The sequence below is a fragment of the Ruegeria sp. AH7 genome, from assembly GCF_056541325.1.
Genome location: NZ_JBQFYF010000002.1, coordinates 403630 through 419670, shown reverse-complemented (window position 1 = coordinate 419670; position 16041 = coordinate 403630). Strand labels below are relative to the sequence as shown.

Annotated in this window: 16 protein-coding genes; 8 read left to right on the top strand and 8 right to left on the bottom strand. The window is 58.7% G+C overall.

Annotated elements, in window-relative coordinates; genetic code table 11:
* The first annotated feature begins 20 nt into the window (after positions 1-20).
* Positions 21-1310: a hypothetical protein gene (locus ACR0JX_RS06645; protein WP_480542478.1), complete on the top strand. Its 1290-nt coding sequence runs from the start codon at positions 21-23 to the stop codon at positions 1308-1310.
* A 36-nt stretch (positions 1311-1346) separates the two neighbouring features.
* Here ACR0JX_RS06645 and ACR0JX_RS06640 read toward each other — a convergent pair whose 3' ends face one another.
* Together ACR0JX_RS06640 and ACR0JX_RS06635 are read right to left on the bottom strand one after the other, a co-directional pair.
* Positions 1347-1904 carry a peptidylprolyl isomerase gene (locus tag ACR0JX_RS06640; protein ID WP_480542476.1) on the bottom strand — a complete coding sequence of 186 codons (558 nt, stop codon included), beginning with the start codon at positions 1902-1904 and terminating at the stop codon, positions 1347-1349.
* Positions 1897-2403, bottom strand: a complete 507-nt coding sequence (locus ACR0JX_RS06635; protein ID WP_480542474.1) for a peptidylprolyl isomerase — start codon at positions 2401-2403, stop codon at positions 1897-1899. Before ACR0JX_RS06635 ends, ACR0JX_RS06640 begins: the two co-directional genes overlap by 8 nt.
* Before the next feature lie 135 nt (positions 2404-2538).
* On the opposite strand from ACR0JX_RS06635, the gene ACR0JX_RS06630 reads away from it, so the two are divergent.
* The 6 genes from ACR0JX_RS06630 (at position 2539) to ACR0JX_RS06605 (ending at position 8538) form a co-directional block, all read left to right on the top strand.
* Positions 2539-3729 (top strand): phosphoglycerate kinase, encoded by a 1191-nt coding sequence (locus ACR0JX_RS06630; protein WP_480542991.1) that lies wholly within the window; start codon positions 2539-2541, stop codon positions 3727-3729.
* Positions 3730-3878: 149 nt separating this feature from the next.
* Positions 3879-4178 (top strand): septum formation initiator family protein, encoded by a 300-nt coding sequence (locus tag ACR0JX_RS06625; RefSeq protein WP_170530568.1) that lies wholly within the window; start codon positions 3879-3881, stop codon positions 4176-4178.
* 176 nt (positions 4179-4354) lie between these two features.
* Entirely contained in the window at positions 4355-5344 is a 990-nt protein-coding gene (gene pdhA / locus ACR0JX_RS06620; protein ID WP_480542472.1) for a pyruvate dehydrogenase (acetyl-transferring) E1 component subunit alpha, read from the top strand.
* 15 nt (positions 5345-5359) lie between these two features.
* Positions 5360-6733 (top strand): pyruvate dehydrogenase complex E1 component subunit beta, encoded by a 1374-nt coding sequence (locus tag ACR0JX_RS06615; RefSeq protein ID WP_480542470.1) that lies wholly within the window; start codon positions 5360-5362, stop codon positions 6731-6733.
* A gap of 3 nt (positions 6734-6736) precedes the next feature.
* Positions 6737-7222, top strand: coding sequence for a hypothetical protein (locus ACR0JX_RS06610; RefSeq protein ID WP_480542468.1), 486 nt, complete (start codon positions 6737-6739; stop codon positions 7220-7222).
* A gap of 14 nt (positions 7223-7236) precedes the next feature.
* Positions 7237-8538, top strand: a complete 1302-nt coding sequence (locus ACR0JX_RS06605) for a pyruvate dehydrogenase complex dihydrolipoamide acetyltransferase (RefSeq protein WP_480542466.1) — start codon at positions 7237-7239, stop codon at positions 8536-8538.
* A 70-nt stretch (positions 8539-8608) separates the two neighbouring features.
* Here the strand turns inward: ACR0JX_RS06605 and cysE are convergent, their stop codons facing one another.
* A complete protein-coding gene (cysE, locus tag ACR0JX_RS06600) occupies positions 8609-9418 on the bottom strand; it encodes a serine O-acetyltransferase (protein ID WP_480542464.1) in 810 nt (269 codons plus the stop codon).
* A gap of 84 nt (positions 9419-9502) precedes the next feature.
* Between cysE and ACR0JX_RS06595 the strand changes: the two genes are divergently transcribed.
* Complete coding sequence (locus ACR0JX_RS06595) at positions 9503-9841, top strand: TraR/DksA family transcriptional regulator (RefSeq protein ID WP_480542462.1); 339 nt, start codon at positions 9503-9505, stop codon at positions 9839-9841.
* Here ACR0JX_RS06595 and ACR0JX_RS06590 read toward each other — a convergent pair.
* From ACR0JX_RS06590 to ACR0JX_RS06570, 5 genes are read right to left on the bottom strand one after another with little or no spacing between them, the layout of a single operon-like run.
* Positions 9822-10118: a DUF7742 family protein gene (locus ACR0JX_RS06590; protein WP_480542460.1), complete on the bottom strand. Its 297-nt coding sequence runs from the start codon at positions 10116-10118 to the stop codon at positions 9822-9824. The genes ACR0JX_RS06595 and ACR0JX_RS06590 overlap by 20 nt on opposite strands.
* Positions 10119-10127: 9 nt before the next feature.
* Positions 10128-14072 carry a baseplate multidomain protein megatron gene (locus ACR0JX_RS06585; RefSeq protein ID WP_480542458.1) on the bottom strand — a complete coding sequence of 1315 codons (3945 nt, stop codon included), beginning with the start codon at positions 14070-14072 and terminating at the stop codon, positions 10128-10130.
* Positions 14072-14515, bottom strand: coding sequence for an NlpC/P60 family protein (locus ACR0JX_RS06580; protein ID WP_480542456.1), 444 nt, complete (start codon positions 14513-14515; stop codon positions 14072-14074). Before ACR0JX_RS06580 ends, ACR0JX_RS06585 begins: the two co-directional genes overlap by 1 nt.
* Positions 14515-15402 carry a DUF2163 domain-containing protein gene (locus ACR0JX_RS06575; RefSeq protein ID WP_480542454.1) on the bottom strand — a complete coding sequence of 296 codons (888 nt, stop codon included), beginning with the start codon at positions 15400-15402 and terminating at the stop codon, positions 14515-14517. Before ACR0JX_RS06575 ends, ACR0JX_RS06580 begins: the two co-directional genes overlap by 1 nt.
* The gene (locus ACR0JX_RS06570) at positions 15402-16034 is read right to left on the bottom strand and encodes a phage distal tail protein, Rcc01695 family (protein ID WP_480542452.1); all 633 of its coding nucleotides are present in this window, start codon (positions 16032-16034) and stop codon (positions 15402-15404) included. Before ACR0JX_RS06570 ends, ACR0JX_RS06575 begins: the two co-directional genes overlap by 1 nt.
* Positions 16035-16041: the final 7 nt, after the last annotated feature.

Sequence of the window (16041 nt, the reverse complement as noted above, 5' to 3'; positions counted from 1 at the left end):
ATGTGTAAGAGATTTTGTTCATGACCTCGCGAACCGGCTTTAAGCGCCCCGCATCGGCCATCCCGGCCTCAACCGGGCTGGTCGCGATCTTCAGCATCCCGATCCTGCACTACCTGTGGCCCGCGATGCCCGGCGTTTCAGACCGCGATCAAACCGTGCTGTTCGCCCTGACCGTATTTGGTTTGATGGTCGCGTCAGAATTCGCCTTTGCCAAGCTGCACCGCATGCCCGGCAGCGGGCTGGTTTTCAAGGCGCAGAACTTTCGTGATGCCTCCTATATTCAAGATTTTCAGGTCAAGCTGGTTGGGTTGGTCGCAAGTGCAGGTCTACTTGCGCTGTTCTACTGGTCGGCAGACCTCTATCGCGGGGATTGGTATTCACCCTTCTTTTCGCTGCTCGCCGACTACTGGTGGCTGATACTGGCCGTCGTTCTGGCGGTTGTCACTTCGGTGCATTTCATGATGCGGCATCCGCGGGATGGGATGTGGCATCTGGGGCGCGTGGTTCTGACGCTTGGGCAGCACTCCACCCGCGCGCGCGGCCTAAAAGTCTATCTGCTGGGTCTGCTGGTCAAAGGCTACTTTCTGCCCCTGATGTTTTGCTATCTGGTCTATGACTGGACGTTCTTTCAGTCGCGATCTTTGTGGGAGATGACAAGCTTCCCGCAGGTCTATGAATACCTGTTCCGCTTCTCCTTCTTCCTTGATCTGACGGTTGTTGTCATCGGCTACGCAACGGCCACCCGGCTGCTGATGTCCCATATCCGTTGGACAGAAACCACCGTCAGCGGCTGGCTGGTCTGCCTGGCCTGTTACGCGCCGTTCTGGCAGGTGCTGTCGCGGGACTACTTCAACTACACCCAAGAGGGCTTCGCCTGGGGCGCCTGGCTGTGGGATTATCCGGTTCTCTACACGATCTGGGGCTGCACGATCCTGTTTTTCCTTGGGATATACTGCCTAACAGCCGCCCGTATGGGGTTAAGGTTTTCGAACCTCACCTATCGCGGGTTGGCCTGTGATTTCCCCTATAATCTAAGCAAACACCCCTCGTACATCAGCAAGAACATCAGCTGGTGGCTTGTCTCGATCCCGTTCATCGCGGTGGATTTCTGGACCGGTGTGGCCAATTGCATGGCCCTGCTGGGGGTGAACTTCATCTATTTCATGCGCGCCTGGCATGAAGAACGGTGCCTGTCGCAGTCGCCATCCTACAGGGCCTATCAACAGCATATCAGGGAAAATGGGTTGCTGGCCCGGATCAGGCGCGCGATGTTCCCAACAGCGCAGCGGGCGTCAGAAAAGCTGAACTAGGATAGACCCGGCGCTTTGGCGCGCCGGGCGAAACGTTTATTCGGTTACAGTGACGGTTTTCATCACATCCGGTTGGCCGGAAACAGCACCCGATTCAGGATGACCACGCTTGATCGCATCAACCACATCCATGCCTTCGGTGACCTGACCGACAACCGTGTACTGGCCATTTAGAAACGGCCCCGGTTCGAACATGATGAAGAATTGCGAGTTTGCGCTGTTGGGGTCCTGCGACCGTGCCATGCCGACGACACCACGATCAAAGCTGACATCCGAGAACTCTGCCGGTACGTCCGGGCGATCCGACCCGCCACGGCCCGCATAGCGCATGTCAAACGCCTCATCGCTTTGATCGCCATATTGCACATCGCCGGTTTGGGCCATGAATCCATCGATCACGCGGTGAAACACCACACCGTCATATTGGCCTTCGCTGGCCAGAGCGGTGATCTGTTCAACATGTTGCGGTGCGACGTCTTCGAACAGGTCGACAAGAATGGTGCCGTTGGCCCCTTCCCCTTCGACCTCGATCTGCAGGCCTGTTGCCAAGGCCGGGCTGGCCAGCAAAGTGAGAGCGACTGCCAGCTTACGCATCTGCGGCCACTTTCACGCTGATCATGCGATCGGGCTGCATCGGCGGCTCACCCCGCACGATGGCGTCCACATGCTCCATACCTTCGATGACACGGCCATAAACAGTGTACTGGCCGTTCAGGAAGTGGTTGTCCTTGAAGTTGATGAAGAACTGTGAGTTGGCCGAGTCCGGGTTCTGCGACCGCGCCGCACCCAGAGTACCCCGGTCATGCGGCAGCTTCGAAAACTCTGCCGGAACGTTCGGCAGCGACGAACCGCCGGTGCCCGCCATACGCAAGTTGAACCCGTCCTCCATATCACCATGCTGCACATCGCCGGTTTGTGCCATGAAGCCGTCGATCACGCGGTGGAAGGCCACGTTGTCATACTCACCACCACGGGCCAGTTCCTTCATCCGTGCACTGTGTTGCGGGGCGACGTCGGGCAGCAATTCGATGACGACGTCGCCGTCTTTCAGCTCGATGATGATGGTGTTTTCGGGATCCTTGATTTCGGCCATCTGGCCCTCCTGTCGTTTTGTCTTGCGCAAATACCTATGCGCAGGGCGCGTGAAAGCCAAGTGACGCATTGACCTGAGGGCAAAATGAAGGAAAGAACCGCCTAAATCGGTAACAAACGCATGAAGGAATACACGATGGGCTGGAAAACGCTGGACGATATGGACCTGAACGGCAAACGCGTTCTGGTGCGCGTGGACATCAACGTGCCCGTCGTGGACGGTGTCGTGACGGACGCCACCCGCATTGAGCGGATCGTGCCAACCGTGCGCGATATTCTGGCTGCGGGTGGCAAGCCGATCCTGCTGGCGCATTTCGGGCGTCCGGGCGGCGAGCGGCGCGAGAACCTGTCGCTGAAACAACTGGTGCCAACACTGGAAAGCGCCTTTGGGACATCGGTTCTGTTTGCCGCTGATTGCGTCGGCACCGAGGCCGAACTGGCCGCAGAGGCCCTGCAACCGGGTCAGGTTCTTTTGTTGGAAAACACTCGCTTTCACGCAGCAGAGACAAAGAATGACGCCAATCTGGCCGCGGGTATGGCCAAGCTGGGCGACATCTATTGCAACGACGCGTTCTCGGCCGCACACCGCGCCCATAGCTCGACCGAAGCGCTGGCCCGCCTTCTGCCCGCCTGCGCAGGCCGCTTGATGCAAGCTGAACTGCAAGCACTGGAAGGTGCGTTGGGTGCCCCAAAACGCCCTGTGACGGCAGTTGTCGGTGGCGCGAAAGTGTCGACCAAGTTGGAACTGCTGGGCAACCTGATTGACAAGGTCGATTATCTGGTAATCGGTGGCGGCATGGCCAACACCTTCCTCGTCGCGCAAGGGGTCAATGTCGGTAAATCGCTGGCCGAACGCGATATGAAAGACACCGCGGCTGAGATATTGGCAAAGGCCGAAACCTCGGGCTGCACCATCGTGCTGCCCACCGATATCGTCGTTGCCGAGAATTTTGCCGCCCATGCGCCGCATCAGGTGCTGCCCGCCGATCAATGCACCGAAGACGGCATGATCCTGGATGCGGGTCCCGAAAGCGTTGCGGCAATTTCCGAAATCTTCGCCAAAAGCCAAACCTTAATCTGGAACGGCCCCCTTGGTGCGTTTGAACTTGAACCGTTTGATATGGCTACAAACGCAGCGGCACTGAAAGCGGCCGCGCTAACACGCGCAGGGCAGTTGGTGTCGGTTGCAGGCGGGGGCGATACGGTCGCTGCGCTCAACGCCTCGGGCGCTGCCGCAGATTTCTCGTATATCTCGACAGCAGGCGGCGCGTTTCTGGAATGGATGGAAGGCAAAACCCTGCCTGGTGTTGCCGCGCTGGAGCAATAACGCGGTTTGCCGGCAGTCGAATAATCTAGCCCGTCCGCAAGATTTTGCGAATCAGGGGATTCACAAGCCGAATCACCTGTGACATAGTGCTGCCAGAGGTTCGCAAAGGACCCTTTATTGAGGCAAGTTTTCATACGGCGGTAAACAGAGTGTCCCGTTCCAATCGCCCCGGTTTGGGCTCAGTTGCTTTCTTCTCGGTGGCTTTTATGCTGGGTGTCTATTTCACCTTTGCCGCCGTGCAAGGCGACTATGGCCTGTTTCGACGGGTCGAGATTGCAGCGGAACGGGACGCTCTGTCACGCGACCTGGCCAAGCTTGAAACCGAGATCGTCGAGATGGAAAACCTGACGCGTCGCCTGTCAGATACCTATCTGGATCTTGATCTGCTGGATCAACAGGCACGGTCAATCCTGGGCATGATCCGCGCAGATGAGATTGTCATCCGCTAAGGCGGACCAAGCTATCGTCAAATTCCCTGTCTTTCTCCGCAAACAAACCGGTTACGCCCTAGCCGGTCGCTACGCCGTGCGACGCTGCGTCAGATTTCCCCTCGCCAGAAAGCCCGAAATGCTTTATGAGATAGTTTAACGCTAAACTATCTGTCCGAAAGGGAGAGGTCGCCAAGATGGCTGCGCGAAAAACCACAAAGAAACCAAATGTTTCTGCGGAAGAACTCAAGACTTACTACCGCGAGATGCTTCTGATCCGCCGATTCGAAGAAAAGGCTGGTCAGCTTTATGGAATGGGTCTGATCGGTGGGTTCTGCCACCTCTATATCGGACAGGAAGCGGTTGTTGTCGGTCTGGAAGCAGCGGCCAAGGAAGGTGACAAGCGGATCACCTCGTACCGCGATCACGGTCACATGCTGGCCTGTGGCATGGAACCGGGCGGCGTGATGGCCGAACTGACCGGGCGCGAGGGCGGCTTGTCCAAGGGCAAAGGCGGCTCGATGCATATGTTCTCGAAAGAGAAGCATTTCTACGGCGGCCACGGCATCGTCGGCGCGCAGGTGCCGCTGGGTGCGGGTCTAGCTTTCGCAGATAAGTACAAGGAAAACGGCGGCGTCACCTTCACCTATTTCGGAGACGGTGCCGCGAACCAAGGTCAGGTTTACGAAACCTTCAACATGGCGGCCCTTTGGGACTTGCCTGTCGTATTCGTGATCGAAAACAACCAATACGCCATGGGTACCGCGCAGGCGCGCTCGACCTCGTCGGCGGATATCTACCACCGCGGTCAGGCCTTTGGCATCCCCGGTGAGATGGTCAACGGTATGGATGTGCTGGCAGTTAAAGAGGCAGGCGAAAAGGCTGTCGCCCACTGCCGCGCTGGCAAGGGGCCTTACATCCTCGAGGTCAAAACCTACCGCTATCGCGGCCATTCAATGTCTGACCCGGCCAAGTACCGCACCCGCGAAGAAGTTCAGAAGGTCCGCGAACAAAGCGACCCGATCGAACATGTGCGCGAGCTGCTGCTGACCGGCAAACACGCGACCGAGGATGACCTGAAAGCGATCGACAAAGAGATCAAAGAGGTCGTCAACCAAGCCGCTGAATTCTCGAAAGAAAGCCCCGAGCCTTCCGTCGAAGAGCTCTGGACCGACATTTACGCCTGAGAGGACGAATAAGACATGGCAACCGAAATTCTCATGCCCGCCCTTTCGCCCACGATGGAAGAGGGCACGCTGGCCAAGTGGCTGGTCAAAGAAGGCGATACCGTATCCTCGGGCGACATTATGGCCGAGATCGAAACCGATAAGGCGACGATGGAGTTTGAGGCCGTTGACGAAGGTATCGTTGGCAAAATCCTGATCGCGGAAGGCACCGAGGGGGTCAAGGTCAACACCCCCATCGCGGTGCTGGTGGAAGAGGGCGAAGACGCCTCCTCCCTGCCCGCGGCTGCGCCCGCAGCCGCAGCGGTGGCAGAGGCCGCCCCTGCGGCGGTTGAAGCCCCCGTTCCCGCAGCTGCCGCCCCGGCCGCTCCGGTTGTGGACCTGTCGCCCGATTGGCCAGCCGACGCGGAAATGAAAACCGAGACTGTCCGCGAAGCCCTCCGCGATGCGATGGCCGAGGAAATGCGCGGTGACGCAGACGTTTACCTTATGGGCGAAGAAGTCGCCGAATATCAGGGCGCATATAAAATCAGCCAAGGGCTGCTGGATGAGTTTGGCCCAAAACGCGTGATCGACACCCCAATCACTGAACATGGCTTTGCAGGTATCGCGGTTGGTTCAGCCTTTGGCGGCCTGAAGCCCATCGTCGAGTTCATGACCTTCAACTTCGCCATGCAGGCGATTGACCAGATCATCAACTCCGCCGCCAAGACGCTCTATATGTCTGGCGGTCAGATGGGCTGCCCAATCGTGTTCCGTGGCCCCAACGGTGCCGCCGCCCGCGTGGCCGCGCAGCACTCGCAAGACTACGCGGCATGGTACATGCAGATACCGGGCCTCAAGGTCGTCATGCCCTATTCGGCGACCGACGCCAAAGGCCTGCTGAAATCGGCAATCCGAGACCCCAACCCGGTGATCTTCCTGGAAAACGAAATCCTCTACGGCCGGTCCTTCGACATGCCGCAGGTGGATGACCTGACCATCCCACTGGGCAAGGCCCGCATCTGGCGCGAAGGCTCGGATGTGACCATCGTCAGCTTCGGCATCGGCATGCAATATGCACTCGAAGCCGCCGACAAACTGGCGGAAGAGGGCATCAACGCCGAGGTCATCGACCTACGCACCATCCGACCGATGGACACAGGCGCGATCATCAACTCGGTGATGAAGACCAACCGTCTCGTGACCGTCGAAGAAGGCTGGCCACAGGGGTCAGTCGGCAGCTACATCAGCTCGGTCGTGATGCAAGAAGCGTTCGACTATCTCGACGCCCCTGTCATCAACTGCACAGGCAAGGATGTTCCGATGCCCTATGCCGCGAACCTTGAAAAGCTGGCCCTGATCACCACCGATGAGGTGATCGCGGCGGTCAAACAAGTGACCTACCGATAGGCAATGACCCCCGGGAACGTACATAATCCTGCGGGCGTGGACTGGCTTTTCGAAAGCTTGGTCTCTGCGCGCAAGGATAACAACCGCAACCTGCTTTATGTCTGTGCGGCGTTCTTGGTGGTTTCCTTTGTCAGCATCGCGTTCAATCTGGAGGCCTTCGACCAGATCTCGTTCGATCTGTTATCGGTCGAAGGCAGCCTGACAAGTGCCTGGCCCATCCGAGCCATGCTGTGTGTAGCCTGCATCGTCTCATACGCCTCGGTCATTTACATCGTACTCGAGCAGCAACGCCTGCAATTGGGTATGGATTATCTGGCCGCAGTGGAACACAGCGATGCCGCTGCCCTGGGCCAGTTCACCGAGTGGCTTGAAAAGAACCATCCGCGTGTCTCAAAGGCGCGCTCTGTGGTCGTGGGGGTGTTCGTCACCTTTTGCGCGGCCATCCTCCTGATCGATATCGCAACGCTGATTTACTCATTTTCGAAGTAAGAGGACATGAAGACATGCCCACCGAAATCCTGATGCCCGCCCTTTCGCCAACCATGGAGGAAGGCACCCTTGCCAAATGGCTGGTCAAGGAAGGCGACACCGTGTCGTCCGGCGATCTGCTGGCCGAGATCGAAACCGACAAAGCCACGATGGAGTTCGAAGCCGTTGACGAAGGCACCATCGGCAAGATCCTGATCCCCGAAGGCTCCGAAGGGGTCAAGGTCAACACTGCCATCGCCGTTCTGCTGGAAGATGGCGAAAGCGCGGATGATATCGCCGCTGCGCCTGCCAAGGCCCCTGAGGCGGCCCCAGCCGCCGCGGGCAACGAGGCTGCCGCGCCAGCGGCATCCGAGGCGCCCGCCCCTGCCCCGGCAGCACCGATGAAGGCCGACGGCGGTCGTATCTTCGCTTCGCCCTTAGCCCGTCGGATCGCTGCACAAAAAGGTCTGGATCTGGCGCAAATCGCTGGCTCGGGCCCGCATGGCCGCATCGTCAAGGCGGACGTGGAAGGTGCTACCGCGACGGCTCCGGCTGCTGCACCTGCGCCTACGGCCCCTGCAGCCCCAGCTACTGCTGCTCCGACCGGCCCATCCGCCGATATGGTTGCGCGGATGTACGAAGGGCGCGAATACGAAGAAATCAGCCTCGACGGAATGCGCAAAACCATCGCCGCGCGCCTGTCCGAAGCCAAACAGACCATCCCGCATTTCTACCTGCGCCGCGATATCAAACTGGATGCACTCCTCAAGTTCCGCAGCCAGTTGAACAAGCAGTTGGAAGGCCGAGGCGTCAAGCTCAGCGTCAATGACTTCATCATCAAAGCCGTCGCCAACTCACTGCAACAGGTTCCGGCTTGTAATGCGGTCTGGGCAGGTGATCGTGTGCTGCAGTTGAAACCCTCGGATGTGGCCGTTGCGGTTGCCATCGAAGGCGGTCTGTTCACACCCGTCCTGCAGGACGCCGACACCAAGTCGCTGTCAGCGCTGTCGACCGAGATGAAAGACCTCGCCGGTCGCGCTCGAGAACGCAAGCTGGCACCGCATGAATATCAGGGCGGAACTTTCGCGGTTTCTAATCTTGGCATGTTCGGCATCGATAATTTCGACGCCATCGTGAACCCGCCGCATGCTGGTATTCTGGCCGTCGGTTCGGGCGTCAAGAAACCAGTTGTTGGTGAGGACGGAGAGCTAGCGGTTGCCACCGTCATGTCGGTAACCATGTCTGTCGATCACCGGGTCATCGATGGGGCGCTTGGGGCAGAGCTGTTGCAAGCTATCGTCGACAATCTGGAAAATCCGATGGTCATGCTGGCTTAAATACAGCCAACCACAAAAACAAAGGCCGCCTCTGTAACCGAGGCGGCCTTTTGCGTTTATCTATATCCAACTACTGATCTTTGCCGAGCATGTGATCCATCGAGATCGAAGGTTGATCACAACCAGCCTCGCCTACGATCTTGGCAGGTATGCCAGCAACGGTTTTGCAGGATGGAACAGGCTGCAGAACCACAGACCCGGCAGCAATGCGGCTGCAATGTCCGACCTCGATATTACCCAGAACCTTGGCCCCGGCACCGATCAGAACGCCATCACCAATCTTGGGATGGCGCTGCTCCTCTTCCTTGCCGGTCCCGCCCAGCGTCACCGAATGCAGCATCGAGACGTTGTCGCCAACAATCGCAGTCTCACCAATGACGATCGAATGGGCATGATCGATCATGATCCCTTTGCCGATTTTGGCGGCCGGATGAATATCGATCCCGAATATCTCGGATGACCGCATCTGGAAGAAATACGCCAGATCATGCCGCCCTTTCCGCCACAGCCAATGCGCCACGCGATAGGCCTGCATTGCCTGATAGCCTTTGAAATACAAGATCGGCTGCAACAAGCGGTGGCAGGCCGGATCACGTTCATAAACCGCCATCAGGTCGGCCCGCGCGGCCTCAAGCAGAGACGGATCATCGGCATAAGCCTCATCCACGATCTCGCGCAGCACCATCATCGACATCTCGTTCGAACACAGTTTGGCCGAGATACGATAGGACAAAGCCCGCTCAAGACTGCGGTGATGCAACACACAAGCATGGACGAGCCCGCCCATCAGCGGCTCTTTTTCCACGGCCTCGGTCGCCTCTGAGGTGATGCGGGTCCAAACCGGATCGACCGGCGTTACATGGCTGCGCTTTTCAAACATGGCTTTTGATCCTCTGCTGCGCCTAGAATGCCATTTAGTGACAAAAACACCAAACGCAAACCCGTGATCGGGTCATCAACAAAAATGAATGAAACAGAACGAAGCGATTTCGACACCCTGATCCGCGCCCGTTTAGAGGAGCTTACGGCGCTATCTGCCTCCGCTGAGCAGTCGCAGGCTGTGGTCGAATTAGATCAACAGGCCGTGGGACGCCTCAGCCGCATGGATGCCTTGCAAAATCAGGCGATGGCCAAAGCGCAGCAAACGAACCGGAATATCGAAACGCACCGTCTCAAAGCGGCGTTGCAACGTTTAGAAGACGGTGAATACGGGTATTGCGAGGATTGCGGCGACCGAATTCCGGATGGCCGTCTAAAACTGGACCTGGCGGCCAGCAAATGCGTCAGCTGCGCCTCTGGCTAAGGTGAAAGCGGACCAGTTGACGCAGAACCAATTCAAAACACTGGCAATAGCTCACGTCGTCAAAGCCGGGCTCGTCCACCAGCTTTCGGTTCCGCGCGGCCGCAATCAGCGAGCCATTGCCATACAGCGGATGCAAGCGACCGGAGGCTCTGACATGCGCGTCGGCCAGTTCCGCTTCGGCGATCATCTTCAAACACAGGCTCTTTCGCTGAGACTGCGGCACCGCCAACAAGGCGCGTGCCGCAGCGCTAAGGTCCCCATGAAACAAAGATCGCATCGGAACGGCCTACCCGACCATCACACGGGCCGAAGCACCCGGTCCGTAGATGGCGGAAACCTGAGCGACTTCTACGTCAAACGGACCGGATACGCCATCTGCCGCCTGCATCGCCGCTGTGTAGGCCCAGTTAGGTTGGGTCACCACCTCTTCGCGCAGAACCGTTGTGCCAGACAATGCCCGCACCAGATACGCTTCGGTTTCTTCACCTAGCGGTACATCCAGACCGGACCAGTCATCGCCGTCCACACGGGTCCGACGCACCCAGTTGATCGCATGACCATCGGTTACAGCCCTTGCCGTCAGATGCGCCGGCGCATACGGTCGAAGCCCATTGCCCTCAAATGCCTGCACCAGATGCGTATAAGATGGATCGTCATACCCTCGGGTCGCGGGTCCGATGCGATAGTGCTTGTCTATCCGCCGCTCAGTCCGCAGCAGGTTGATCTGCGAGACACTGGCGTTCAGCAGCACAAAAACCGATCCGTCTGGCCAGGCATCGGGCATCAGGGCATCCGTCCCTAACTGCCCGCGCAGTCGCCCTGACAGCGCGTAGACACCGGGGCTTTCCAGCATCGCATTCGAAAACTGAAACACTTCCCAATTGCCGGTTGTTCCATCGCCAATGGCCGCAAGGTTCAACCCGTTCAACAGCGCCTCGCGCGGTTGCGATTCCAGCTGACCCTCAATCAACCTGACCCGAAGGATCGGGCCATCGTCCCAAAGCCCAGTGCTGGCGCGCAGCAGTGGCGTTTCGGTTCGGCCAATGGTCGCAGGTGCGGTGATCACATCGCTGAGCGTATAGCCCTGATCCGTCGTCGAACTATAGACCACCGCGTTGCCCGGCCATGGATCAGCCGAAACAGCCAGATAAGGCGCATGCGGCACCTCCGCCCCTGTGATCAACGGCAAATCCATAAAGACCGGCAGTACCGGAACAGGCGCTAGATAGGGCTTTACCGAGATAGGATCTTCTTCGATATCCGACAGTTTATAGACCCCAGGCTCAACCCGAATTGCGTCTGCAAGTTGCAGTTCTGCCGTCTCCATCCGGTCAATCCGATAGAGCGCACCTTTGGCCTCACCCGACAGGCGCACGACATCCCCGGCCCCCAGATGCAGCATAGACGGGGGCAGCGCAAACCGGGTGCTGTCGCGCGACACGCGCGCCTCGCTGAGCCAGCGTTCTGCTGTTTGCCTTCCCTCACCGCGCGTCATCGACAGGGGCATCTCATTGACCGAAACGGAATGGGTACTGACATCGGGCAACACAGCCTCTTCGGCGACGAAGTCGTGGTCTGCATCGGACTGGACAAAGCGCAGGCGCACGCGCCCGGTCATCTCGGCTTCGGCCTCACGACGGTATTCGACAGTGCCGTCCAGATCGGGGCTGACCGCCAGACGATCCGGGTTCAGATCAACAGCGCCATAGCCATCCCGCATCTGAAACCGCAACACACCGTCACGTTCGATGGCGTCGAACCCGTAGCGCAGCATCAGTGGTTGCAAGGCGGACCGCGCATTGGTGACGTCTTCGATGACATAGCCGCGTACAACGCCATATAGGCCCGATACGTCGATATCAGTCACCCCGGCGCCATAGCAGATTTCAGTCACGACCGAGGCCAGCGTGCGTGCGCCTGATCGCCCGTTCAGCCAGTGACCGCGCGCATAGTTACCTCCATCACTCCATTTAACGCCCTGGTTCGGGAACGCCGGAAACGGCCGCGCATCCCAGGCCCAGACATAGGCGTTGGACATATCCAACATCGGACCGCCGTAGACTGTTGAGGTCGGGTTGATCTGCGGATCACCCCAATAGCTCAGCATCGCCCTAAGATACTGAACCTGAATGAAATCATCACGCATGCCGTTGGAATAGGCAGGCAGCTGGGACTCAGACGATTTGGGATCCAGAAACTTGTTTGGCTGATTGGTGCCCTTGTCGATGGCCGCACAGCCCAGTTCGGTGAACCAGATCGGCTTGGACCCGGGTATCCAATCCGTCGGATTGGCCTGCCGCACGCCGCCTATCCGATCGTGATGGGTGTTCAACCACCAATTCCGCAGGTCTTTGTAGCGCCAGATCCAAGGCTCGTCATAAGCGCCATCTTCTATCGGAGCACGGATCTGCGCCTCTGCTTCCTCAGGTGAGGCGTAATACCAGTCATACCCTTCACCGCCTTCGATGTTGCTGCGCAAATAGTCCAGATCATAGATCGAAGGTGCGCCCGCGGCGGCATCCAGATGATCCTCGCCATCGCGCCAATCGGACAGGGGCATGTAATTGTCGATACCGATAAAATCGATGTTACCATCTGCCCATAGTGGATCGAGGTGGAACAGCCGGTCATTGGTACCGGGCGGTTGATAGCCGAAGTATTCGCTCCAATCCGCTGCATAACCGATTTTGGTATCGGGCCCCAAAATGCTGCGCACCTCAGCCGCCAGCGCCCGCAGACGTGCAACAGCCGGGAAACCGTTCGCACCGCGTATTTGCGTCAACCCGCGCATCTCGGATGCGATACAAAACGAGCTGACCCCACCCGCAGCCTTGCACAAGGCGGCATAATGCAGAATGAACCGGTTCAACCCCCATTCTTGCGGGCCCGTATAGCTGACAGTGCCATTGCCGATCACAAAGTCACTGGCCTTTGCAGTCCCAAAAAACGCAGTAACCTGCGTGTCGGCATCCGCAGTGCCATCGGGGGAACCCGTGCGCCCGGGGGCCTCACTCAACGTGATCCGTCCACGCCAGGGCAGATGCGGCTGATCGGCTGCATCAGACCAAGGGTCAGGCAACCCGTTGCCAGCCAATTGCTCCATCAGGATGAACGGGTAAAACATGACCCGCTTGCCCCATAGCTTCAGATGCCGGATCGCCTCGACTACCGAGGCATCCGTGGGCGTCCCGCCATAGACCGGGCGATCATCCTCTCGCGCTACCAGCTGCGCCTGACTGCGCGACAGCCCGGACACGTTCCAAGGCATCCCCTGTCCATCCGCGTCGCGGCGTTCAACCTTGGGGCGGATATCACAGGACCCGCAGCGCAGATCATCGCCGAACCATGACACGATCAACGAGGTTGCATCGCAGTGCGGCAACTCCCAAGACAACGCGCGGGTCGAGGTCACCAGATCCGTCCAGCCCGAGGCTGAGCTGGCATTGGCCGGAGCGCTTTTGCCATAGCCAAGCGCATAGTTCACCTGTGAGCTGGCCAAGGCGTATTCACCTGATCCCGGCATAATGGCGACGCCCCGCACCAATTCCTGGACCGAAGTTTCGCGATCGGGCAGGTCTTTTTGCGGTGGGCGCACGACTTCGAAGGAAAACTGCGGAACGCGATTTCCGAAGTTCCCAAGCTGGAAGTCTTCGATTACCACGTAGGCCGTACCACGATAGCCTGGCACCTGACCCGCACCTTCGATGGATTCGATCAGAGGGTCCGGCAATTGATCATCCGATCCATGATAGATGCGCATGTTCAGGCTGCTCAGTTCCTGTTCTTCCCCATCGGCCCAGACGCGGCCAACATCCGCGATCTGACCCGAGCCAACGGCAATCGCCAGCGAGATGGAGTAGCTGTAGGTAACAGTCGTCACCTTGGGAGTCTTCGGCTTGCCTTTGCCGCCTCCGCCTTCGGTGGTCTCACTGCGCGTTTCCAGGAAGTCCGAGGCCCAGATCACCTGACCCCCGACCCGCATTCGCCCAAACACCGTTGAAACCGGCGCGCCTTCACCCGTCTCGGTCAGACGGAACCGGTCCATCCGCCCGGTTTCGACAACGTCACTGCCGCCGCCCATCACGGATTGGCTGAGAAGACGCTGGTCAATTACCCGCCCGATGGTCGCACCCACCGCGCGACCGATAATGGCGGTCGACAGGCCAGCAATCGTGCCACCGATTGATCCACCCAGTGCAGCACCGGCTGCAGAAAGAACTATCGTCGCCATCAGCGGTCCTCCATCGGGAATTCAAAACAGGCCACAATCCGGCGGCGCCACGGCTCGCTCAGGGCGTTTTCGACAACGCCGTGCCCGTTATAGGCATGCACAAAACGCGGGACTGCGCCGGTGCTGGTCATAATCCCCAAATGCTTGGCGATGCCGCTGTCGCGCATGCGAAATAAAACGACATCACCCGCCGAAAGCTCTGTGCTTGGCTTTTCGATCAAATGGCGCTGCGCAGCCGCCCACATCCGCTCCTCGCCCTGGGGTTCGGACCAATCCATTGTGTAAATAGGCACCTCTTCAGGCTCATGACCGATTTGCGCGCGCCAAACGCCGCGTAGCAGACCCAGACAATCTGTGCCTGCCCCTTTTGTCGAAGCCTGATGGACGTAAGGGGTGCCAAGCCAACTGCGCGCCTCGTCCACGATATCCTGTCTGCGTGGCATCACCGTCTGCTCCCCCCGTTGTTCGGATTGGTTTTCTTAGGCACCGCCATCATCCAATCTTCACCCGGAAGATCGGGAAAGCCTTGGAAATTCAGAAGATTGTTGAACTTTGACCGGCAGGTCGACATGCGCTTGTCGCAGCCCGCGGTCAGCCGGACCTGGTCGCCAACAGACAACCCTCCGCCAATACCGGACCACAAGGTGACCTCGCGCCCGCTATCGACCCTCTGATCCGCTTTGATCGAAGACCAAAGTCCGCTGGCCGAGCCCGATAGTACATCCAGACGCCCCCGTTCAAACCAAGCAGCAGCCGCGTTTTCACCACCGTTCAAACGGATCAATGTACCACCGTCAAACCCCACGATCTCAGCCTCGACCGAGAACCCTTCGGCATTTGTATCGAACCGGCACACCTTGTCGCCCAGAACCGCAGTACAGGGTTTCTGATAGATACGCCCAAGCGGACGGTTCAGCAGATCGGTCAGCCCGCGCAGCTCGGCGTGAAACGCCCCGCCCGAGCGGCGCAGCTCTCCAATCGATCCCCGAAACTGCAGGATACGCTGATCCAGATCGGCCCAGTTGACCAACCAAGCCCGCACCTTTGCGCCATCGAACCGGCCCGATTCGATATCTTCCTCGCGCACGGCGGCATCAGACAGCGCGCCCATTGCTTCGGTGTTATCAATCGACAGCCCGGTGGCCTGTTCAATCGCCGCAGCGGTCAGGCCGGTACTCGCCTTGAAGGTCACGCCTTCGAATTCCAGTTCCCGGTCGTGATCCGTAAAGCCATATTCCTGCCCATCCGTGCGCGTGATCGCCCAACAACGGCATACAGTGGTCAGACCGGTCTGAAGATGGGCGTGCAGCCCCTGAACATCCCCGGCCATCAGAAACGCACCTCGACCACAGGAACATTTGGCGCGTCACCGGCCTGAAAGCTGGCAACACTGGTCTGAATCTTGTCGGTATCGAACCGCACCGGCACGTCGAACTCGTACCCGGCTGTAATCTCGACACCTTCAGGCGGCGGATCCGCGAACACGACTGCGCCCGTGGTCAGATCAATCTCAAAATCTACGCCTTCTCGGATTTCATCCTGATCTAGCCCCAAGACCACCGTGCCCAACGCTGGCTTGGTAATCGGGCGCACATAGCTGACACCGCCCGATGTGTAGGTCTTGACCAACTGAAATTCAGTGCGCACACCATCGCCCAGCGCTATGACCTGATCCCCACGTTCCACATCGGCCGAAGCCAGACCCGATTTGAAATCAGACCAATCCTTCCAGCGGAAACCGAACATCTGCCCCTGCCGCGCCTCGAAGAATGAAATCAGCGTCTCAATATCGTCCAGCGACCGCATCCCGAGCCCCGCGTCATAGCGACGGCGCGAATGGGCCCAAGGGGTGTTGCGTTCTTCGAACCCGTTGGCCAGCGTCACGATATCTGTGCGCCGCTCGGGGCCGCCGACCGAGCCAAAGCTCAGGCTGGCCGGAAATCTGACCTCGTGAAAATTCATGACCTGC